We start from the raw sequence: 19,349 nt of genomic DNA on the forward strand, positions 1-19,349 counted from the left end.
ATCTGATTTACCTTTCCGTTATATGGTTTGGAAAAATCGTTCAATTTTATTAGGGGTATCTCTTTGTTGTATATCATGTTCTTTTAAAAGCGATTCAAATGCTTGTATCCCAATTTCTTGAGATGTTGCCTCCACTTCCAGCTCATAATCTTCTTTGCCATTAAATGTACTATAATCCAGTACAATAACGATGTTCGCATTCTTTAATTCATGGCGCTTTGTGGTCAAACGACCATAATAATGAAGATTTTGCGTTGAAATGGATTTATTTTTTAATTGCTTTGTTGTATGCGTTTTTGCTATGATATTACCTTGCATCCAGTTACGCACTTCCTCTTTCGTCAATGAATCATGCGTTTCAAGTAATCCATCTTTATGGGGTTCTTTCAAGGTTAATTGATATACGCCGTTTTTTTCTCTAATTCGCAGGGCGCATCCATTCTTTTTCAATGCAAAGTCGGTTGTCTCAAAGTAATAATTTGTTTGAGTTTGGCTATATTCAGGAAAAGGTAAATGGTATAATAGGCGATCAAATTCATCTTTTGTTAACATATTTTTATATTCAATTTCAATTTCTTGAGCCATTGGCAAAATGAAACCTCCTTATTTAAGGCGTATCGTTAGTATCGATTATGCAGAAGAAGAGGTGCATATGCAATGATTAGCCATTTTCGTATGTTATAATAAAATAAGTTTGAGATGAATGATAGGCGGTGTTGACTTGAATTGGAAAGCGTTACTTGCACCATATGCACAAGTTGTTGAAGAATTGAAAGTGAAACTAAAAGGAATGCGAACACAATTTGAATATGAATCCAGTGATTCACCGATTGAATTTGTTACAGGCAGGGTAAAACCGGTCGCCAGCATATTGGAAAAAGCGGAAACGAGACAAATATCGTTGGAAAACCTAGAAAAAGAGATGCAGGATATCGCGGGAGTTCGTGTGGTCTGTCAATTTGTTGATGATATATATACCATTGTTACGATGCTACGGGCACGAAAGGATTTATCTATCTTAGAAGAAAAAGATTATGTCTCTGAAAAGAAAGACAGTGGTTATCGTTCTTACCACATGATCATCGAATATCCGGTCGAAACCATTATGGGAGTTAAGATGATTATTGCGGAGATCCAAATACGTACCTTGGCAATGAATTTCTGGGCAACAAACGAACATTCTCTAAATTATAAGTATAAGGGTCAAATACCTAAAGAGATTAAAGGAAGATTACAGCGTGCTGCAGAGGCGGCTTTTAAATTAGATGAAGAAATGTCCAAAATAAAAAATGAAGTACAGGAAGCCAAACGGATTTTCCACCGGAAGTAAGTATAAGCCGGGGAGACGAGGAGGAGGGAAGCAAATGAAATTTAAAATCGTATCCAAAGGGGATGAAAAATCCAATGCGATTAAAGCAACTATGAAACAGTATCTTACTGACTTTCAGCTAGAATATGACAGAGAAAGGCCGGATCTTGTTATTTCAGTTGGTGGGGATGGAACATTTCTAGAGGCATTTCACAGATATTTACATTGCCTCGAATCGACGGCTTTTATTGGCATACATACAGGACATTTGGGCTTTTACGCGGATTGGACACCTGAGGAAGTTGAGAAATTAATTATTGAAATTGCAAAAACGCCATATCAGATCGTGGAATATCCATTATTGGAAGTGATCATCCGTCCTAAATCAGGTGGGAAGGAAGAGAGTTTTCTTGCTTTGAACGAAACGATGATCAAAACAACAGAAGGCTCCGTTGTATTTGATGTGAAAATAAAGGGAGAGCATTTCGAAACATTTCGTGGAGATGGTTTATGTGTTTCAACCCCTTCAGGAAGTACGGCTTACAATAAAGCGCTTGGTGGAGGAATTATCCATCCATCGCTTGAAGCGATACAGCTGACCGAAATGGCTTCCATAAATAATCGCGTGTTCCGTACAATCGGTTCTCCATTAATCTTACCTAAGCATCATACCGCATTACTGGAACCGATGGTCGACAGGAGTTTTTTAATTGCGATTGATCATTTTACAGCGAATTTTACAAACGTCAAATCCATTGAATGTCGTGTAGCAAAAGAAAGGATACGATTTGCACGATTCAGACCTTTTCCTTTTTGGAACAGGGTTCGAGACTCATTTGTTGCAGATGACGACACGTCAGTATGAATAGGAATGAATTAACGTGGATCATCAGTCAAGAGCATGACGGCATGCTTATACGTGATTACTTACAACGTATTCGAGGATTCTCAAGAAAAATGATCAAAACAGTGAAATTCAATGGTGGAAAGATTTTCGTTAACGGATCTATTCAAAATGTGCGCTACCTTTTATCAACTGGTGATGCATTGTTTGTACAATTTCCTGAAGAGAAAATTGGAGATAATATAAAACCGGAAGATATGGAGCTCACCATCGTATATGAAGATGAATTTATCATCGTCATTAATAAGCCTGCTGGGATTCCAACAATTCCATCTATGAAACACCCGTCAGGAACGGTTGTAAATGGAGTATTAGGTTATTATAAAAAGAATAATATCCCTTACACGGTCCATATTGTTACAAGGCTTGACATGAATACCTCCGGACTTGTTTTAATCGCAAAACACCGATGGAGTCATTCATTGCTTTCTGCCTCCCAGAAGTCCGGAAAAATATATCGGAAATATAAAGCTGTGATTGAAGGGCATCTTATGAAGAAAGAAGGGACGATAGACGCTCCTATTGGTCGGAAAGATGATTCTATTATTAAACGTACCGTGACCGAGACAGGGAAAAGAGCGGTAACCCATTATAAGGTTATTCGTGAACTCTCGGATCACTCTTTTATCGAGGCTGAATTGGAAACAGGTAGAACGCATCAAATTCGTGTACACTTTTCTCATTTCGCCTCGCCGATTGCCGGAGATGATTTATATGGTGGATCTACAGAAAAAATAGGGCGACAGGCATTGCATTGTTTTGAAATCAGCGTGGAACATCCGTTAACAAAGGAAATGATGGCCTTTCAAGCACCCCTTTTAGAGGATATGACAAGGTTGATTACGATGGAAAAGATCTAAATTTATCAGCCATATATGGCTGATTCGATGGAACGGCTATTATTTTCTCTTCAGGTAAACGAAAGGCGCTTAGCGCATTACCGAATACACATCCTGTATCGATGTTGATGGTTTTATTTACAATGCGCGGTTTATTCACAGGAGTGTGTCCATACACAATCCATTCGCTGCCGTGATAGTCTTGCGCCCAGTCTTTGCGTATCGGACGACCATGCATATCAGTATTACCAGTAACATCACCATAAAGAACAAAGCTTTCTACTTTTTTATCTGCATGACCAATATAAGATTCTTTTATGCCCGCATGTGCTACAATTGCCTGTACTTCTGGGATCTGCAGGTAGAGAGGGGCTTGCTCAACCAATGTCATGAATTTTCTTTTAATGCGTTCCTGTTCTTTCTTGCTACAAGCGTTGTATTCTGCAACTGTGGTCTCCAGTCCATGACGGATTTGAACATTGTTTCCCAAAAAGTAACGATACAGCTTGTTGCAATGGTTGCCAGGTACATATTTTGCTTTATGGTGTACGACGACCATATCATAAATAAGGTTGATAACCTGGATTGAAGCAGGGCCTCTGTCAGTGATATCTCCTAGAAATATAGGAATCCTTGCATCAGGATGGATATAAATCTTATTTTGTTTCCAGTAGCCCAATGCCTTAAACAGTTCATGCAATTCTTCCGTGCAGCCATGCACATCACCAATAACATCAATTTTCATCATCATTTCCACCTTGTCTTATTTTTAAGTTCACGTCATATAGTGTTGATTAAGATGCGTATATGTATAAGTGTACATGAGTTTAAATCATTTTTTAAGTAAATTTTTAGTGTAGAAAGGATGTGATGAAATGGATTCAACGAACAATTATAATGAAAATGATGATGTAACATATACAGAGCATTGGGAAAAGTTGCAAGTAGCATTAAAAGAGGAAGAAACGGCAGATTTTCGCAATGAATTTCTGGACTTGCATCCATATGATCAGGCTGTGTTTTTTTTCGAACAGTCCAAAGAAACCCGCTTGCAAATATATACCTATTTATCTCCGGAAGAAGTAGCAGAAATGATGGAAAACATTGAGTTAGACGATACGAAGATCTTTTTTGCGGAAATGGATCCACGTTTTGCGTCGATGGTGCTAGCGGAAATGGCAGCAGATAATGCAGTAGATATATTGAATGAACTGGATAAAGATCAGGTGGCCAGTTTTTTAACAATTATGGATAAACCTGCCGCCGAAGAGATTAAACAATTGTTGCATTATGAAGAAAAAACAGCCGGAAGTATTATGACAACTGAATTTATAGCTATTATGAAAACAAAGACGGTTAAACAAGCTATGCATCAATTAAAAGAGGAAGCACCAGATGCAGAAACGATTTATTATATATATGTGTTGGATGAAGATAAATGTTTAGTCGGTGTGCTCTCGTTACGTGATTTAATTATAGCGGATGAAGATGTTCATATTGAAGCAGTGATGAGCGAGAAAATTGTTTCCGTATCTGTGGCGAAAGACCAGGAAGATGTCGCCCAAATGATCCGAGATTATGATTTTCTAGCAGTGCCGGTTGTTGATTTTCAAGATCATTTACTTGGCATTATTACCGTTGATGATATTCTGGATGTTATGCATGAGGAAGCAAGCGAAGATTACTCCAAGTTGGCAGCTGTGGCTGATACGGACAGTCGCGATGATAGTGTGTTTATTTCAGCAAAGAAACGTCTCCCATGGCTGATTATCTTATTATTTTTAGGTATGTTTACCGCAAGCTTAATTGGGCAATTTGAAGATGCGCTTGAGCAGGTTGCTGTATTGGCTGTGTTTATTCCGTTGATTGCCGGAATGGCAGGAAATACGGGGACTCAGGCACTTGCAGTAGCTGTAAGAGGTCTGTCAACGGGGGATTATGGAAAGCAAAAGAAATCCAAATTGTTCTTGAGAGAAGCAGGGACTGGGTTGATCAATGGTATAGTATGTGGCATATTGATCACTATTGTTATTTATCTGTGGCAAGGGGATATTTTTCTTGGATTGCTGGTAGGAATTTCGATCATGGCTACGTTAATTGTAGCAACGCTTGCAGGATCGATACTTCCAATTTTAATGCACCGTTTTAACATAGACCCTGCAGTAGCATCAGGACCATTTATTACAACGATCAATGACATTATTTCCATTTTGATCTATTTTGGCATGGCAACCACGTTTATGGATTTTTTGATTTAACATGAAGGAAGCATCTCTTTACAGGGATGCTTTTTATATAGCGTGTGGAGAATCGACTCCCAGCATGAAAGTCACATCAAAGAGGAGAAAGAATCGACCGCAGGGCTAGAGAAAAGAACCCACGTAGACAGTCCCCTTAAGAACACATTTCAATTCCTGGGTTCATATAATGGGGTGACGCATTTTATAAAGGAGAGGTTATCGAATGAGAAAGAAGAAATTTGCGAAGGACCCATTGCTATACATTCATCAACCATCTACAAAAACACCAAAAGCGCCAATGCAGCATAATTATACGTCACCTCAAAGAAAGCGAAATAAAGAAGTGGAAGCTAGTACAGCAGATCCACAGACGCAATATGTTCCAAAAAAGTCACTGAATCGAAGTTTTTACAAGGAAGAAGCACTTTATTTTGATGAAATGGAATCGGAAGTGGAAACAAATGAAAGTGAAGAAAACGAAGATGATGAGGATAAAGAACCTATAGATGAAGAAAAAACGGAAAAAAGATTTAAAGATATGACATTGGATGAGAAGGTTGCTTATTTTGTAGATGCTCCGGAGTATGCGCCGAAATTAAGGTGTGAAGTCAAAACAGAGAAAAGGTCCTATCGTGGTGTCATTACAGACTCAAATGATGATGAGGTATTTATTCGAGTAGGGAAACGTTCTTCTAGTACAGCAGTTCCGATGGAAGAAATCATATCGATCCGATTGTTAGGATTTTAATGAAAAAATACACCAGGGAAAGGAGGAGGATTTCCCCCTTTTCAATGGTGTCATTTTTATTTTATCTTGTTAGTTAAAGTGCATTTACTGCTGGCAGGCAAGTAACATGGCAGAAGCAGCTAACATCTACAGTCATGCAGATACCAGTAGCAAGTAATGGTTTTGTATCTTGCTCACACGGGCTTTTCGGATCTCTGTTTCCATCTTTCGGATCTCTTAATAGCTCCAGTGTTGCACAGCAATCTTTTGTTACTTTTTTCACTCTAAAGTAGAAGCTCGATGTTATATCACCAATATCGTTCGGATTTGCACCATACCCTTTAAATGGCTTGCAACCATCCTTACAATATAAAATGATTGGTACTGTATCCAAACCATTACTATTATCTGATTCACCCAGTAAGTCGTTAATCGATTGTTCGCAGCTTGTGTCACAGCAATTCTCTACGACATCACTCTGCGCTTCTGAAATCTCTCTTAAAATGTCACATACACAGTTACCTGTGTCAAAATCTTTTCCACAACCCATGAATTATAACCCCTTCCAAAGTGTATTGACTTAGTTGTCTTTAATAGAATATGTGTTAAGACATGGATTGTGTGGGCGTTCAACTTAATTATCGAGATATTTAACCTATCATTTTACAGGTAGGTGAACACACCAAGATACCAAAGTGACATAGAATAATAACGATCCATATTCGTTAGGAGTGATTCAAGTGTCGGATAAAAAACAAGTTATCCATGTTAAGGATTTGGTGATTAAAGCGGATAACGTTCATATTGAGCGACCCCGTCATGATCCATTTTTTGGTCCTCTTCGGGGCGAACGTAACGTTGATGTAAAATCATCGGATCGTAAAAACGATGATAAAGAAGAAAACAGTGAAAACAAACCTGATCGAAGGTCTTTCTGGTTTTAAACGCCATTTCAGCCACTTTTCTTTATGTTAAATAAGAAAAGTGGCATATTTTTTCTTAAAATAGGGTAAATGCATACGTAAAAGGCCACTGTTGAGATGTGGTAATTTAGCGGTAACATCATATCAGTATAATAAACAAAATCGAATCAGTGCAGATAAACAAATCTTTTATTATGTGGAAACCCCATACTTTAGCTAGTGTTGTATAGAAACGAATTACACAACTGCTTCAATGAGAGGCGGTGTTTTTAGACATCATACTTGTCATGGTTTCTATTTACAAATGGCAACACGAACAGCTTTTTATCCTTTATATATTCTGCATAAAATACATCTTCTACTGTATTGAAATCTTGCTCTTTTAATTGTTCTAACAGCCATTCTTCGGTGAGATTTTTCTCTTTTAGATTATCGTAAATAATTTCGCCATCATTAATAAGTGATGTGGCAAGTTTAACATCTTGTGGTGAAGGTGAGACGTTCATATCACTCTTTGTAGGCGATTGGAAAGGTGATTTTTTTAAAACGGAAACAGTTCCGTTTGTTTCCAGTATGGCATGCTCGACTTCCTGAATTGAAAAAACATCTTTCGCTCGCAGTAAATTTTTTAGTTGATGAACATCAAGCTTATTCTTTTTCATCACATCCCGAATTAATTTACCGTTATAGATAATAATTGCTGGGCTTCCTTCTATGAGTGAACGTGTGCCTTTAAATTTCTGTGAAATAATTTCGGTTAAATATAATAAAGCCCCCCATAGTCCAATCACGAATGCTATTTGAGGTATTCCTGCTTTATCATCAAATAATGCATTCCCAACGAGTTCCCCTAAAATCAAGGATGCAATAAAATCAAAAGCTGTTAACTGTGAAATTTGAGTTTTCCCCAGTACTTTTGTCAATATAAATAAGGCAAAGAAGCCAAATAATGTTTCCCACAGCATTGGTAAATAATTTGTCAATTTATATGTCCCCCTATAAACATTTACGCTTTAGCATTACCGAATAACGCGAAAGTCATTCATTTTCAACAAGCAAAAAAAGGGGTTCGTTATGATTTATAACGAACCCCTTTTTCGTATCTAGCTAGTCGAACTAATTATTCGGATAAATGTTTAACCATAGTCACATGTGGAATACCGGCATCCATAAATTCGCCGGAAACGACCTCATAACCTAGACGTTGATAAAATTTTACTGCGTGTGTTTGTGCATTTAATTTAGCTTTCCTATAACCTTTGCTTGAGATTACCTCTTCCATTTGACGGATAATCTTTGTCCCATGTGATTTACCGCGATGTTTCTTTAGTATACAAATTCTCTCAAGCTTACCATAGTTGTCAGTAAATCGAAGACGGCTAGCTGCAATTGGTTCCTCGTCTTCATACCCAACAAAGTGGAGACATGTTTTGTCATGTTCGTCCACTTCTTCGTCAGGTGGAACTTTTTGTTCGTCAACAAATACAGTCATACGAACTTGATAAGCTTGATTTATGTCATTGCTGGTTTGGGCTAATTTAATATTCACACGTATTCCTTCCCAAATACAAATGTTTCATGCACCGACCATGAGCCATTATCCAATTGATATAACAGTTGAAACCGGTCAATTTCATCTTCAAATTGAATGTTTTTCATTTTTAGGCTTCCAAATACGTCGGAATATTCATCATTAGCTAGCTCTTGTGCGATTGTTATATGGGGAACAAAGGAATATGATTGATTCTCAGGAAATTTACCTTGCTGCATTTTTTTATTTAGGTCGATAAGTTCTTGAATCGGTTCCACTTTGAAATAAATGGTGTTTGTGACAGGGTAGAAGGTACTGACTTTGTTTACATTTATCGTAAAAGGTTCAAACTCGTTTGCTATCTTTTTCAACTCTGTCACCAGTTCTTCTATTTGCTTATCATTCGCTTCAAAAGATTCTTTTAACGTAATATGTGGCGGTACTAAATCATATCGTGGATCATAGCGCATTCTGTACGAATTTGCCTCATCTTGTATTGATTTTGATGGGAAAATAGCGATACCATATTTCATCATTAAAACCTCCTATAATAGTAATGATTATTTTCGTGCTTACGCTATATGATGGATATGTTTGTTCTTAGCAGGTAAGAGAACATAAAAATTCCTATCTGCATGAGTGCGAGCTTTGTATCACTGTAAAGGTTGACGATAACAAGTCCTTTAAAGTGAATAAATGAACATGGATTATATTTTATTATAACAGAAATCCCTATTAAATAGGAAGGTTATTTTTTGCAAGTTTTCTAAAACCCATTAAAACCCACCAAACATCGATGTCAACACACGCTTCATATCTTTTTGCCAATACTTCCATGTGTGCTGGCCACCCTCTAATTCATGATATGTATAACTCGCTCCTTTTTCTTGCAGGTAGTTGTTTAATGTCCTATTTGGTGTTAAAAAATCGACTTGACCATCAGATGTAGTATCAACAGCTGTCTCCTCTGTACCAATAGTATGGTAGATATCAATGGAATAGATATCTTTTGCATTTTCAGCTGCTGCTAATACATCCTCATCCACTAATGGGGACTGCATGATTACTTTGCCGAAAGTATTCGGGTATTTCAATGCTGTCATAAATGCCAACGTGCCGGCAAGCGAGTCCCCCATTAAGGCGCGTGATTTGCCCATATGGTATGTAGGAAGTTCCCTGTCCAGTAATGGGACAACTTCCGCAACGAGGAACTTGATGTAGGCCTCATTTTGCTTACCGTTTGGATGGTACTTTTCTCTACGATCATATTTATCCTGATAATGAATTCCCACAAAGATCGTATTCATTATCTCTTCACTATCATGTAGTCGATCGCTAAGTGTTGCGATTCTACCCATCTGGTAATAATCATCTCCATCTTGCATAATACAAATATGGTACTTGTATAGGGGTGAAAATGATTCTGGTTGATACAATTTCAATGTTATCGTTTCATCTAAGTAGTCACTGTTTATTTCTTTTTCAATCATCGTACCTTTTCTGCCCACTTGCGTACACCTCGATTACATTAAGATTTTTTCCAGTTTATGGACTGGATGTGATTAATTCGATTATAGGCGTATTAATTCGCTTTTTCTAATAATTGGCTTTTGTATAGTTTATAATAACGGCCATGCTGGCTGATCAGTTCTTCATGACTGCCCTTCTCTATTATTTTCCCATGCTCCATCATAATGATGGTATCCGCTTCCTGAATAGTGTTTAAACGATGAGCAATGACAAAACTGGTCCTGCCATGCATTAACCGTTTTAAAGCTTCTTGGATTTTTAACTCCGTAATGGTATCAATATTACTAGTGGCTTCATCAAGCACAAGAATTTTCGGTTCCGCAAGCAATGCCCGAGCAATCGTTAATAACTGTTTTTGGCCTTGGCTAATACCACTGCCTTTTGCATCAAGAATCGTATCGTATCCATGCGGCAGATTAGTTATGAATTCATGCGCATTTGCATTTATAGCAGCGTGGGTAACATCCTCGTCTGTTGCATCCAGACGACCATATCGAATATTTTCCCGGATCGTGGTATAGAAGAGGAAAGCATCCTGCAAGACAAATGCCATATGCTGCCTTAGATGTGTACGTTTGATGTTTTTCAGATCCATTCCGTCCAGTGCTATTTTTCCACTGTCATAGTTATAGAAACGCGAAATCAAATTAATGATTGTTGTCTTTCCTGCTCCAGTATGTCCAACAAAGGCAACGGTTTCGCCCGGTTTTGCTTCAAAGCTAATATTTTTTAAAATGGGTGTTTCTTCATAAGCGAAAGATACGTTATCGAATGTAATGTGACCCTTTGTTGATGGAAGCGTATTTGCTTCCTTTTCATCGATTTCCTCCTGTGTCTCATCAAGCACATTAAATACACGTTCCGCGCCTGCAATTGCAGAAAGTAGAACATTAAACTGATTGGAAAGTTCATTCAGCGGTCGCGTGAATTGACGTGCATATTCGGTGAAAATGACGATCACCCCAACCGTCACAAGCGTTGTATTAATGGCAAGGATTCCGCCAACCAGCGCGATTAACCCAAAGCTTAGAAAGTTTAACATATTCATTACCTTTGGAATGAAACCAGCAATGCATTGAGCCCAGAACCCTGTGTTTTTTAGCTTATTATTTCTTTCCTCGAATGCTTGAATGACTTGTTCTTCCTGAGAAAATGTTTTGACAACGTGTTGGCCTGATACCATTTCCTCTACATAGCCATTCACGTCTGCAATATCCTTCTGCTGCAATTTATACAGGGGACCTGTACGTTTAGTGATCCAACGTAAGGCATAAAGCATTGTAGGTATAACCGACATGGTTACGGCAGTTAATATGGGACTAAGATAAAGCATAACAGCAATGGTTCCCACAAGCGTCAATATACTGGAAAAGATTTGAATAACCGATTGATTTAACGTGTTGTTCACATTATCGATGTCATTGGTTAGGCGGCTCATTAATTCTCCATGCTGTCGTTTATCAAAATAGGAAATAGGTAATCGGTGAAACTGCTGGAATAGGTCTGCTCGTAAGGAATAAACTGTATTTTGTGCAACACCCACCATCCAGAAATTTTGTAGAAAAATGGATAGCGAGTGAAACAGGTAGACAAAAATGAGCCCGATTAACAATATACCAAGCCCGGTGCTTTCTCGGGTGACTATAAAATCATCAATCGCCATGCCGACCATAAATGGACCGAGAAGTGCTAATCCAGAGCTTATCATAACCATAAATATGACGAGCGAAAGTTTTCGTTTTTCTCTGGCTAAATAACTCCAAATCCGTTTGATCGTTGCTGTCACGTTCTTTGCTCTTTTCTGATCATCTTTCGTTACATGATCCAACGAAACTTTTTGATATTGAAAAGGGGCTTTTACGTTATTGGACATTGGTATACTCCTTTCCAAATTGTGATTCCACAATTTTGCGGTAGAGACCAGATTCTTTCATTAATGCATCATGAGAACCGATATTGAGAACGACTCCCTCATCCAGTAGTAAAATGCGGTCTGCACTTCTTGCTGTAGATATTTTTTGTGTAACGATTAGCGTTGTACACTGATAAACCTGAATCGCTTTAAGCAGCCTTGATTCTGTAGCCAGATCAAGTGCACTTGTACTATCATCAAGCATTAAAATTTTTGGGCTTCGGATGAGTGCGCGGGCGATGGAAATGCGTTGTTTCTGCCCACCGGATAAATTAACACCTTTCTGTCCAACCCTCGTCTCATATTGATCAGGCAGCTCCATAATCGTGTTATGGATCTGTGCATCTTTTGCAGCTCGGACAATATCTTCATACGTTGCATCCTTCTTACCCCAAGCGATATTATCTGTAATAGTTCCGGTGAAAAGCAGTGGACTTTGCGGAACATAACCAATACTGCCGCGAAGTTGATCCAGTAGATAAGTAGAAATTCGTTTGTCATCAATAAAAATTTCCCCACTTTCTGCATCATAAAGTCGAGGAAGCAATTGAAACAGGGTGGTTTTTCCAGATCCTGTAGAACCGATAATGGCAAGCCTTTCACCCGGTTGTAGTGTAAAGGTAATATTTGTTAATGTTTGCTTTTCTGCTCCCGGATAGTGGAAGGATACATGCTGATATTCTACTTTTCCGTCCGTAACAGTCTGTTTTTCATCTATGTCCTGAAGGTTCTGTACATTCACATCTAGGGTAAATATCTCATCTAAACGACCAGCGGATGCTTTTGTACGTGATAAGGCCATAATGATAAATGAAAACATGGAGATGGACATAGACACACGCAATGCGTAGTTGACAATGGTGACGACTTCACCGACAGAAGTCTGACCGGCAATTGCCTGTGCATTTCCAAACCAAATGATGAAAATAAGGCTCATGTTCATCACAAATAACAATACAGGCGTGGAAGCTTCCACAAATCGAAATGTCGTTTGGGTGGTATTTGCCAAGTCGCTGTTTGCCTTGATAAATCGGTTTTCCTCAAAATCCCGCCTGACAAAGGCTTTAATCAACCTCATCCCTGCTAGGTTCTCCTGCATAACGCGATTCACATTATCCACATGACGCTGCACTTTTGAAAACATTTTGCCAGAGAATGTAAGTACCCATAAAAGAAATAGAATAAGAAGTGGTACGGTAACTAGAAAAATTATCGCCAGTCCGGGATTAACAACAAATGCCATTACAACTCCGCCTATTACTAGTAAAGGAGCCTTTGCCATGATTCGTAGAGCCATAAATAGTGTATTTTGAATTTGCCGTACATCATTTGTAAATCTTGTTACAAGCGCGGACGCTGGATATTGATTTAAATTTCGGAATGAGAAATCCTGAATTTTTTCAAACAGCTTCTGCCGGATATCATATCCAAAAGCGAAACTCACATGTGCTGAATAAAATGAATTAAAAATGCCAGCTATGAACGCGATAAATGCGAGACTGATCATAATGCCGCCCCACATCAAAATATTATTTAAATCCTGATTCATCACTCCTTCATTTATCATTAACCCGAGGAAGAAAGGCAGCAATAACTCAATTGCAAGTTCCACGAGCATAAATGAATAAGCCATGACAATCGGAACCTTATATGCTTTTAAATAGGAAAAAGTCTTCACAAGTAACCTCCATCAAAGATAAGCAATTTTTCACTATTATAATTGGTAAAAAGGTTTTTTTCCAGTTTTTGTTTCGGGAAACGAAATGATTTCATGGAGTTGTATAAAGCGGCCAGGAGGGAGTGCTGATAAAATTGTCTAGACGCCGATAAACTCCGACAAGCGCTGATAAATAGGCGTAAAAGCCGATAAGATTATCATATGCGCTGATCAAATATGATATATCGAAATAGAACCGAGTAATTTTATATTGACAGATATGGTTTCATTATATATAGTAAATAGTGTTGGTAGACTCCTTCATGCTTCAGGGAGAATTCTATCGTCTACGAGCCGTTAGTTCAGCGGGAGAATACTTGCTTGACAGGCAAGGGGTCACTGGTTCAAATCCAGTACGGCTCATTTTGCACACGCATATTTTGAACAAGAAACAGCCCTTTTCTGTATAAAATTACAGGGGAATGGGCTGTTTTTCATTTGCCTCATCTCTACTTGATATCAGATCTACCTCGGAGGACGATTTTGTCGATACTTTTTATCGTCTTTCATGTCGTTCAACGCTTCTTTACTCTTATTTTTTGTCTTTTCTTTTTTTCCTTTTGGCATATGAATCCTCTTTTCTTTGTTGTAAAGGTCTAGCATATATTGTTTCCTTTATAGTTTGAACGAAGTTGATGAAAAGATGTATGGTATTCACTGACATTGGTAATGATTGACGAAATAAAAGCCGAGCGTCTTGCACATACTATTTATTGAAGGAAACAAGATAGAGGAGGTTCTTTTCGTGTCCGAAGAAAATAAAAATCGTAATAAAGATAAGAACAAGCAAAGAAATGTTATCAAATACGATACAAGTCCGAAAAACGAGAAAAATGATGCGGAGTTTGCCGCGAACAGCGAGTTTTTGAATTTAGATAATAAGAAGAACAAACGGAGACGATAAAAAAGATGAAGGTGTAGCGCGTTTCCATAGGAAATGCGCTACAGGCCTATAAGGAAATGTCTAGATTTCTTTTGACGAAATGGGCAAAAATAGTTTAATCCCTCGTTTGTTAAATGGAAGCAGCTTACTGTCTGCGATTAAATGGCTGATATAGCCTGCCAGACAAGTATAGAAAATGCCATTAACCCCAAGAGACAACTCCAACTCAGAAACAATAATCCCAAAGAAAATAACACCGATTATCGAATGGGTATAGCTACGATGTGAGACAAACGATGCGATTAAAATATAAATTCCAAATAGCATCATCCATGTTTCTTGTAAGGAGGACCCTCCTGCAAGGACACCGATTCCAGTGATGGTTAACATATGTTTTTGCTTGATGGACCAAGATAAGATAATCATCCCCAGTCCAATGCTGATACCAAGGTACCTATTCGTACTTACTCCCCCATAGAAACTGTATAAAACCATCGAAATTCCAATTAATAAAGCAACGGTCTGAATCACCTTATGAGATAGCGTAATTTTTCCTCGAAGCTTTCCATCAACATCGAGGTCGGGAATTAATCCTGAAACACCTCCAAGTCCAATGAAAAGAAGTGTTGTGGAAGGCGTAGTGTGAAAAGTGTTCGCTACGATAAATCCTGTTGCTATTCCAATTGCTGTATGTCCTGTGCCATTCACGTTTACTTCCACCTTTATAAAAAATGTAGCGATCTTGTACGCTCTGCTTTATTTTACAACAAAATATGGGTTCTGTTTAGAGGGAATTGGCATTTATTGTATATACTGCTTTCTTCATCCTCTCTTTTCCAGTCATAACTGTTTATATAAAAGTCATAATAAGATAAATAAGAGGAAGGAGTAGTGATCACAATGGGTGAACAATCGCAATTTCGAGCTGGACAAAAAGCACCGAATAACGGTGTTTATATCGAAAGTGGCGAAACAGGGAGTAATGTAAATGACCCGAAACAAATAAAATTGGAAACCGGAGAAAAATTTCCGGAAAACTCCAATCAAGACCGTGTATGGATTAATCAGCGGGACCTGCATAAACCTGGTGTTCAAGGAAGAAGTAATAATTAGTGGTGAGAAGCAGTCCTACAAAAGGTTTCCTATATATTTCACTTTTACCCCAAATTAACCCCATGATTTGGGGTGTTTATATGGCAAGTAGTTCCAGTTATTTGGTGTTTCATAAATACTAACGCAATAATTGAAATTATGTTAAAATTAATGTGGTATTTGCGTATGTTTATAAGGCATTTTTACGAATACATGAATCGTGGAGAAAGGAAGTTGTTATGCTTATTTTGACAGAGAAAGATATACAAGATCATTATCTGATGAAAGACGCGATTTCTGATCTAACGAAAGGTCTATGTTCCAAAAAGCAAGACCTTATCATGAACCCGCATCGTACGGTGATCGAAATCCCGGATAATCAAGCGTCCGTCTTATACATGCCGGGTGCGGAATTATCACAAAAGGTGGCTTCCGTTAAGGTTGTATCCATATTTCCTGAGAATCCGAAGCATGGAATGCCGACAACGCAAGGGGTTTTATTGTTGACTGATGCTCAGACGGGAAAACATCTTTGTATGATGAATGCTTCGTATTTAACTAGGTTAAGAACAGGCGGTCTTAGTGGTATTGCTACGGAGAGGCTAGCAAGAAATAATGGAAAAACATTGGGTGTTATAGGAACTGGGGCAATGGCGTTTGAACAGGTTTTAGGTGTGTTGGAAGTACGTGACATCGAAAACATTAACTTGTTTAATCGTACCAAGGAAAAAGCAGAACAGTTTAAAGAAAAACTGATGGCTCACGGTGTAAAGAAGGATATTACCATTGCTGCAAGTGCGGATGAAATTGTAAAATCAGCAGCTATTATTTGCTGTGCTACCCGTTCAAACCACCCTGTTTTTAATGGTGATATGTTAAGAGAAGGTACACATATTAATGGTGTGGGTTCTTATCTGCCTCATATGCAGGAGGTGGATGTCACAACCATTCAAAAAGCATCAAAGATTGTAGTTGATGATTTGAAGGGTGTTAAAGAAGAAGCTGGGGAACTTATATATGCAGATCGTGAAAGTGATTGGAATTTCTCTGATATATATGGGGAACTCAGTGGATTACCTGATGATAACAGATTAATACGGGAAAATGATAAAGAAATTACGTTTTTTAAATCGGTAGGTGCAGCCTATTTCGATTTGGTTGTAGCCATTGGTATCTATAATAAATTGAACCACTTAGGGATTGGGAACGAGGTTGATGTATAGAACAAGCTATTTTACTTGTAAAATAAATGAATGAAAATGAAGGGGATTATATGATCGATATAAAAAGGGCGGACGAAGAGCATGTTGAAGGCATTTCCAGCGTTTGCTCTAAAGGTTGTCTGGATACATATAAAGGGCTTAGAAGTTACGAAAATATAATCAGAAATAATGAGCTGTTTTATAATTATGAACGCATCTACCGGGAGTTAAAAGAAGCAGAGGGGTGGGACTAATAAATAACGCGAAAAAATAACGTATAGGTGAACATGCACTTATACGTTATTTCTATCTATTCTTATAGGATTTATTTATGTTATGGAAGCATCGTAGATTTTCTTAACAGAATCTTTTAACAAGGCATTGAATTCTTCATCTGATTGGTTAGCATTCAAAGGTTCGGATAAAGCTCTTGAGAAGCTTGCAATTAGCCCTTGATTAGCTGCTAGTTTTTCATTGGCTTCTTCAAGTGGGTAACCACCGGAAAGAGCTACAACTCTTACAACCCGTGGATGATCCATCAATTCTTTGTAGAAGTTGTCCACAGTTGGAATGGAAATTTTTATCATGACATTTTCATTTTCACTTAATTTATCCAATTGCTTTAGCATTTCTTCTTTTAAGAGTTCCTCAGATTTTTCTTTATCCTTACTATTTATATCTACTTCTGGCTCGATAATTGGAACTAAACCAGCAGCAAGAATTTGCTTACCTGTTTCAAACTGTTGATCGACAACATTCTTAATACCTTCAGGATTTGCTTCTTTTATAACAGAACGCATTTTAGTTCCAAAGATATTTCTTTCATTTGCTCTCTTTAGCAATCCATCTAAACCAGGATTAGGTTTCATTAATTGAACGCCATCAGCTTCCTCTGCGAGTCCCTTATCAACTTTTAAGAAGGGAACAATACCTTTCTCTTCCCATAAGTAATCGGCTGAGAAAAGCCCCTCAATTTTATTATCCATTGTTTGTTCGAATAAAATAGCGCCTAGAATAGAATCAGAACTGAAAGCAGGGGAGGTAATAATACGTGTTCTCATTTTATGAACGAGATCAAACATTTCTTCCTCACCGGAATATGAATCTTCCGGGATGCCATAAAGAGCTAAAGCTTTAGGTGTACTGCCACCACTTTGGTCGAGAGCTGCGATAAAACCTTTACCATTTTTAATGAAGTCTAATTGTTCGTCTTGCATGATTCCAACTCCTTATCTATTTTGTGAAAGTCGATGATTTATAGAAACCAACACAAACGTATCCTTTCATAATACATTGTACCAGTTGTGCATCCAAAAGTAAAAAGAACCTATTGAATCTGGAGAGAAATATTATATTTTTATGTTATCGATAGCGGTTAAGATAGAATGGAACCTGAAATCAAAAAAGGCAGAACTATGAAAGACAATCACCGGAAGCTAAGACAGTTATTTATCATTGAGATACGAAGGAATATGAGATAATATAGGTTACATTGAAAATGGGTAATAGGGTAAAAGTAGATAATGCAGGCATATTTTATTAGAAAGGTGTAAAAAGGTGATCACATGATTTCATTAAAAAATATCCATCAGGCTCGAGAACAGATTTCTGACACGATCCATCATACTCCTATCCTTTCATCGACACAATTTTCGAAATGGTGCGGCAATCAGATGTTTTTCAAAGCAGAGCACTTGCAACAGACGGGTTCGTTTAAAATTAGAGGAGCCACCAATCGAGTGAAAAAAGCGGTGAGGGAAGGAACGAAATATGTAACGGCAGCTTCTTCCGGAAACCATGGACAGGCTGTTGCATACATAGCGAACAAACTTGGAGTTCCTGCAACGATTGTCGTCCCTGAAGATGCTAATCAAAGTAAAATAAATGCGATCAAGTCATATAACGGAAAAATCGAGCTATGTGGAACGACTTCAGCGGAGCGGCTGCCACGAGCCCATGAACTAGCAACTGAACATAGCGGTATTTATATTCCTCCCTATGATGATCCATTTATTATTGCAGGCCAGGGCACGGTAGGCCTTGAGATTCTGGAGCAGGTAGAGGATGCGGACGTTGTCGTTGTCCCCGTCGGTGGTGGTGGGCTCCTTTCAGGAATTTTAACAGCTATTAAGGAGACAAATCCGAAGATAACGGTCATTGCTGTAGAGCCTGAAACGGCAAATGACACGGTTCTATCCCTGGAAAATGGGAAAATAACCTCCATTCCTAAAACGAGTACCATTGCTGATGGACTCCGTGCTAGCCAGCCGGGTGAGGTTACTTTCCCAATTGTACAGAAATATGTGGATCAAATTGTCATGGTAAGCGATGAAGAAATTCGTCGGGCACAATTTCTTGTTCTGGAGAGAATGAAGCAGCTGATTGAACCGTCAAGTGCTGTCACAGTTGCGGCAGCGATGAATGATAAGCTTGGTGTGGGCGGCAGCAATATTGTCTGTGTTCTTTCCGGTGGAAATGTTGATGTTCGGAATACTACGATGTTTAGTTAAGCTAATTCGAATTTTAGGTTGAAGAGAAAT

At 38.2% G+C, this 19,349-nt stretch carries 22 protein-coding genes and 1 tRNA gene; 12 read left to right on the top strand and 11 right to left on the bottom strand.

Translation table 11 applies throughout. The features are described 5' to 3' along the window. Positions 1 to 18: 18 nt before the first annotated feature. Positions 19 to 585: a CYTH domain-containing protein gene (locus KFZ56_RS08620; protein WP_222643949.1), complete on the bottom strand. Its 567-nt coding sequence runs from the start codon at positions 583 to 585 to the stop codon at positions 19 to 21. A 136-nt stretch (positions 586 to 721) separates the two neighbouring features. On the opposite strand from KFZ56_RS08620, the gene yjbM reads away from it, so the two are divergent. The 3 genes from yjbM to KFZ56_RS08635 are packed head-to-tail and all read left to right on the top strand — an operon-like array spanning position 722 to position 3,073. Then, on the top strand, positions 722 to 1,330 hold the full coding sequence (yjbM, locus tag KFZ56_RS08625; RefSeq protein ID WP_304956681.1) for a GTP diphosphokinase: 609 nt from the start codon (positions 722 to 724) through the stop codon (positions 1,328 to 1,330). A gap of 34 nt (positions 1,331 to 1,364) precedes the next feature. After that, positions 1,365 to 2,174 (top strand): NAD kinase, encoded by an 810-nt coding sequence (locus tag KFZ56_RS08630; protein WP_222641535.1) that lies wholly within the window; start codon positions 1,365 to 1,367, stop codon positions 2,172 to 2,174. Next, positions 2,171 to 3,073: an RluA family pseudouridine synthase gene (locus KFZ56_RS08635; RefSeq protein ID WP_222641537.1), complete on the top strand. Its 903-nt coding sequence runs from the start codon at positions 2,171 to 2,173 to the stop codon at positions 3,071 to 3,073. Before KFZ56_RS08630 ends, KFZ56_RS08635 begins: the two co-directional genes overlap by 4 nt. On the opposite strand, the gene prpE is transcribed toward KFZ56_RS08635, so the two are convergent. After that, positions 3,054 to 3,797, bottom strand: a complete 744-nt coding sequence (gene prpE, locus KFZ56_RS08640) for a bis(5'-nucleosyl)-tetraphosphatase PrpE (RefSeq protein WP_222641539.1) — start codon at positions 3,795 to 3,797, stop codon at positions 3,054 to 3,056. The genes KFZ56_RS08635 and prpE overlap by 20 nt on opposite strands. 130 nt (positions 3,798 to 3,927) lie before the next feature. Between prpE and mgtE the strand changes: the two genes are divergently transcribed. Both mgtE and KFZ56_RS08650 read left to right on the top strand, forming a co-directional pair. Continuing rightward, complete coding sequence (gene mgtE, locus KFZ56_RS08645; RefSeq protein WP_222641541.1) at positions 3,928 to 5,310, top strand: magnesium transporter; 1,383 nt, start codon at positions 3,928 to 3,930, stop codon at positions 5,308 to 5,310. Positions 5,311 to 5,515: 205 nt separating this feature from the next. Then, positions 5,516 to 6,040, top strand: a complete 525-nt coding sequence (locus tag KFZ56_RS08650; RefSeq protein ID WP_222641543.1) for a CotO family spore coat protein — start codon at positions 5,516 to 5,518, stop codon at positions 6,038 to 6,040. Positions 6,041 to 6,113: 73 nt separating this feature from the next. On the opposite strand, the gene KFZ56_RS08655 is transcribed toward KFZ56_RS08650, so the two are convergent. Further along, entirely contained in the window at positions 6,114 to 6,569 is a 456-nt protein-coding gene (locus KFZ56_RS08655; protein ID WP_222641545.1) for a CotY/CotZ family spore coat protein, read from the bottom strand. 190 nt (positions 6,570 to 6,759) lie between these two features. Between KFZ56_RS08655 and KFZ56_RS08660 the strand changes: the two genes are divergently transcribed. Then, positions 6,760 to 6,963, top strand: a complete 204-nt coding sequence (locus KFZ56_RS08660) for a hypothetical protein (protein WP_222641547.1) — start codon at positions 6,760 to 6,762, stop codon at positions 6,961 to 6,963. A gap of 248 nt (positions 6,964 to 7,211) precedes the next feature. Here KFZ56_RS08660 and KFZ56_RS08665 read toward each other — a convergent pair whose 3' ends face one another. The 6 genes from KFZ56_RS08665 to KFZ56_RS08690 all read right to left on the bottom strand — a co-directional run bounded on the left by KFZ56_RS08665 (position 7,212) and on the right by KFZ56_RS08690 (position 13,548). Then, on the bottom strand, positions 7,212 to 7,925 hold the full coding sequence (locus KFZ56_RS08665) for a DUF421 domain-containing protein (RefSeq protein WP_255584947.1): 714 nt from the start codon (positions 7,923 to 7,925) through the stop codon (positions 7,212 to 7,214). Between the two features lie 137 nt (positions 7,926 to 8,062). Further along, the gene (locus KFZ56_RS08670) at positions 8,063 to 8,491 is read right to left on the bottom strand and encodes a GNAT family N-acetyltransferase (protein ID WP_222641548.1); all 429 of its coding nucleotides are present in this window, start codon (positions 8,489 to 8,491) and stop codon (positions 8,063 to 8,065) included. Then, positions 8,488 to 9,006, bottom strand: a complete 519-nt coding sequence (locus KFZ56_RS08675; RefSeq protein WP_222641549.1) for a YjcG family protein — start codon at positions 9,004 to 9,006, stop codon at positions 8,488 to 8,490. The genes KFZ56_RS08670 and KFZ56_RS08675 overlap by 4 nt, the downstream gene beginning before the upstream one ends. A gap of 243 nt (positions 9,007 to 9,249) precedes the next feature. Next, the gene (locus KFZ56_RS08680) at positions 9,250 to 9,981 is read right to left on the bottom strand and encodes an alpha/beta hydrolase (RefSeq protein WP_222641550.1); all 732 of its coding nucleotides are present in this window, start codon (positions 9,979 to 9,981) and stop codon (positions 9,250 to 9,252) included. A gap of 74 nt (positions 9,982 to 10,055) precedes the next feature. Beyond that, complete coding sequence (locus KFZ56_RS08685) at positions 10,056 to 11,876, bottom strand: ABC transporter ATP-binding protein (protein WP_222641551.1); 1,821 nt, start codon at positions 11,874 to 11,876, stop codon at positions 10,056 to 10,058. Then, positions 11,866 to 13,548 (bottom strand): ABC transporter ATP-binding protein, encoded by a 1,683-nt coding sequence (locus KFZ56_RS08690; RefSeq protein WP_222643951.1) that lies wholly within the window; start codon positions 13,546 to 13,548, stop codon positions 11,866 to 11,868. The genes KFZ56_RS08685 and KFZ56_RS08690 overlap by 11 nt, the downstream gene beginning before the upstream one ends. A 375-nt stretch (positions 13,549 to 13,923) precedes the next feature. Between KFZ56_RS08690 and KFZ56_RS08695 the strand changes: the two genes are divergently transcribed. Together KFZ56_RS08695 and KFZ56_RS08700 are read left to right on the top strand one after the other, a co-directional pair. Next, positions 13,924 to 13,995: transfer RNA gene (locus KFZ56_RS08695), tRNA-Val, on the top strand. A 382-nt stretch (positions 13,996 to 14,377) separates the two neighbouring features. Continuing rightward, on the top strand, positions 14,378 to 14,536 hold the full coding sequence (locus KFZ56_RS08700; protein ID WP_222641552.1) for a hypothetical protein: 159 nt from the start codon (positions 14,378 to 14,380) through the stop codon (positions 14,534 to 14,536). A gap of 60 nt (positions 14,537 to 14,596) precedes the next feature. On the opposite strand, the gene KFZ56_RS08705 is transcribed toward KFZ56_RS08700, so the two are convergent. After that, complete coding sequence (locus tag KFZ56_RS08705) at positions 14,597 to 15,223, bottom strand: metal-dependent hydrolase (protein WP_222641553.1); 627 nt, start codon at positions 15,221 to 15,223, stop codon at positions 14,597 to 14,599. Between the two features lie 192 nt (positions 15,224 to 15,415). Here KFZ56_RS08705 and KFZ56_RS08710 point away from each other — a divergent pair, with 192 nt between their 5' ends. From KFZ56_RS08710 to KFZ56_RS08720, 3 genes are all read left to right on the top strand, one after another. After that, positions 15,416 to 15,628 carry a YjzC family protein gene (locus KFZ56_RS08710; RefSeq protein WP_222641554.1) on the top strand — a complete coding sequence of 71 codons (213 nt, stop codon included), beginning with the start codon at positions 15,416 to 15,418 and terminating at the stop codon, positions 15,626 to 15,628. A 218-nt stretch (positions 15,629 to 15,846) separates the two neighbouring features. Beyond that, the gene (locus tag KFZ56_RS08715) at positions 15,847 to 16,830 is read left to right on the top strand and encodes an ornithine cyclodeaminase family protein (protein ID WP_222641556.1); all 984 of its coding nucleotides are present in this window, start codon (positions 15,847 to 15,849) and stop codon (positions 16,828 to 16,830) included. 50 nt (positions 16,831 to 16,880) lie between these two features. Further along, positions 16,881 to 17,063, top strand: coding sequence for a hypothetical protein (locus KFZ56_RS08720; RefSeq protein WP_222641557.1), 183 nt, complete (start codon positions 16,881 to 16,883; stop codon positions 17,061 to 17,063). Between the two features lie 75 nt (positions 17,064 to 17,138). Here KFZ56_RS08720 and KFZ56_RS08725 read toward each other — a convergent pair whose 3' ends face one another. Continuing rightward, complete coding sequence (locus tag KFZ56_RS08725; protein ID WP_222641559.1) at positions 17,139 to 18,026, bottom strand: fructose bisphosphate aldolase; 888 nt, start codon at positions 18,024 to 18,026, stop codon at positions 17,139 to 17,141. Between the two features lie 348 nt (positions 18,027 to 18,374). Here KFZ56_RS08725 and KFZ56_RS08730 point away from each other — a divergent pair, with 348 nt between their 5' ends. Beyond that, positions 18,375 to 19,319, top strand: a complete 945-nt coding sequence (locus tag KFZ56_RS08730) for a threonine ammonia-lyase (protein WP_222641561.1) — start codon at positions 18,375 to 18,377, stop codon at positions 19,317 to 19,319. Positions 19,320 to 19,349 lie beyond the last annotated feature (30 nt).

The organism is Virgibacillus sp. NKC19-3 (assembly GCF_019837165.1).
Classification (GTDB): domain Bacteria; phylum Bacillota; class Bacilli; order Bacillales; family Amphibacillaceae; genus Virgibacillus_L; species Virgibacillus_L saliphilus.

Bases quoted from the DNA above. Each gene is read 5' to 3' on its own strand.
- KFZ56_RS08620 (WP_222643949.1), bottom strand. From the start codon at position 585: ATGGCTCAAGAAATTGAAATTGAATATAAAAATATGTTAACAAAAGAT.
- KFZ56_RS08630 (WP_222641535.1), top strand. From the start codon at position 1,365: ATGAAATTTAAAATCGTATCCAAAGGGGATGAAAAATCCAATGCGATT.
- KFZ56_RS08635 (WP_222641537.1), top strand. From the start codon at position 2,171: ATGAATAGGAATGAATTAACGTGGATCATCAGTCAAGAGCATGACGGC.
- prpE (WP_222641539.1), bottom strand. From the start codon at position 3,797: ATGAAAATTGATGTTATTGGTGATGTGCATGGCTGCACGGAAGAATTG.
- mgtE (WP_222641541.1), top strand. From the start codon at position 3,928: ATGGATTCAACGAACAATTATAATGAAAATGATGATGTAACATATACA.
- KFZ56_RS08650 (WP_222641543.1), top strand. From the start codon at position 5,516: ATGAGAAAGAAGAAATTTGCGAAGGACCCATTGCTATACATTCATCAA.
- KFZ56_RS08655 (WP_222641545.1), bottom strand. From the start codon at position 6,569: ATGGGTTGTGGAAAAGATTTTGACACAGGTAACTGTGTATGTGACATT.
- KFZ56_RS08675 (WP_222641549.1), bottom strand. From the start codon at position 9,006: ATGAAATATGGTATCGCTATTTTCCCATCAAAATCAATACAAGATGAG.
- KFZ56_RS08685 (WP_222641551.1), bottom strand. From the start codon at position 11,876: ATGTCCAATAACGTAAAAGCCCCTTTTCAATATCAAAAAGTTTCGTTG.
- KFZ56_RS08690 (WP_222643951.1), bottom strand. From the start codon at position 13,548: ATGGCTTATTCATTTATGCTCGTGGAACTTGCAATTGAGTTATTGCTG.
- KFZ56_RS08710 (WP_222641554.1), top strand. From the start codon at position 15,416: ATGGGTGAACAATCGCAATTTCGAGCTGGACAAAAAGCACCGAATAAC.
- KFZ56_RS08715 (WP_222641556.1), top strand. From the start codon at position 15,847: ATGCTTATTTTGACAGAGAAAGATATACAAGATCATTATCTGATGAAA.
- KFZ56_RS08720 (WP_222641557.1), top strand. From the start codon at position 16,881: ATGATCGATATAAAAAGGGCGGACGAAGAGCATGTTGAAGGCATTTCC.
- KFZ56_RS08725 (WP_222641559.1), bottom strand. From the start codon at position 18,026: ATGCAAGACGAACAATTAGACTTCATTAAAAATGGTAAAGGTTTTATC.
- KFZ56_RS08730 (WP_222641561.1), top strand. From the start codon at position 18,375: ATGATTTCATTAAAAAATATCCATCAGGCTCGAGAACAGATTTCTGAC.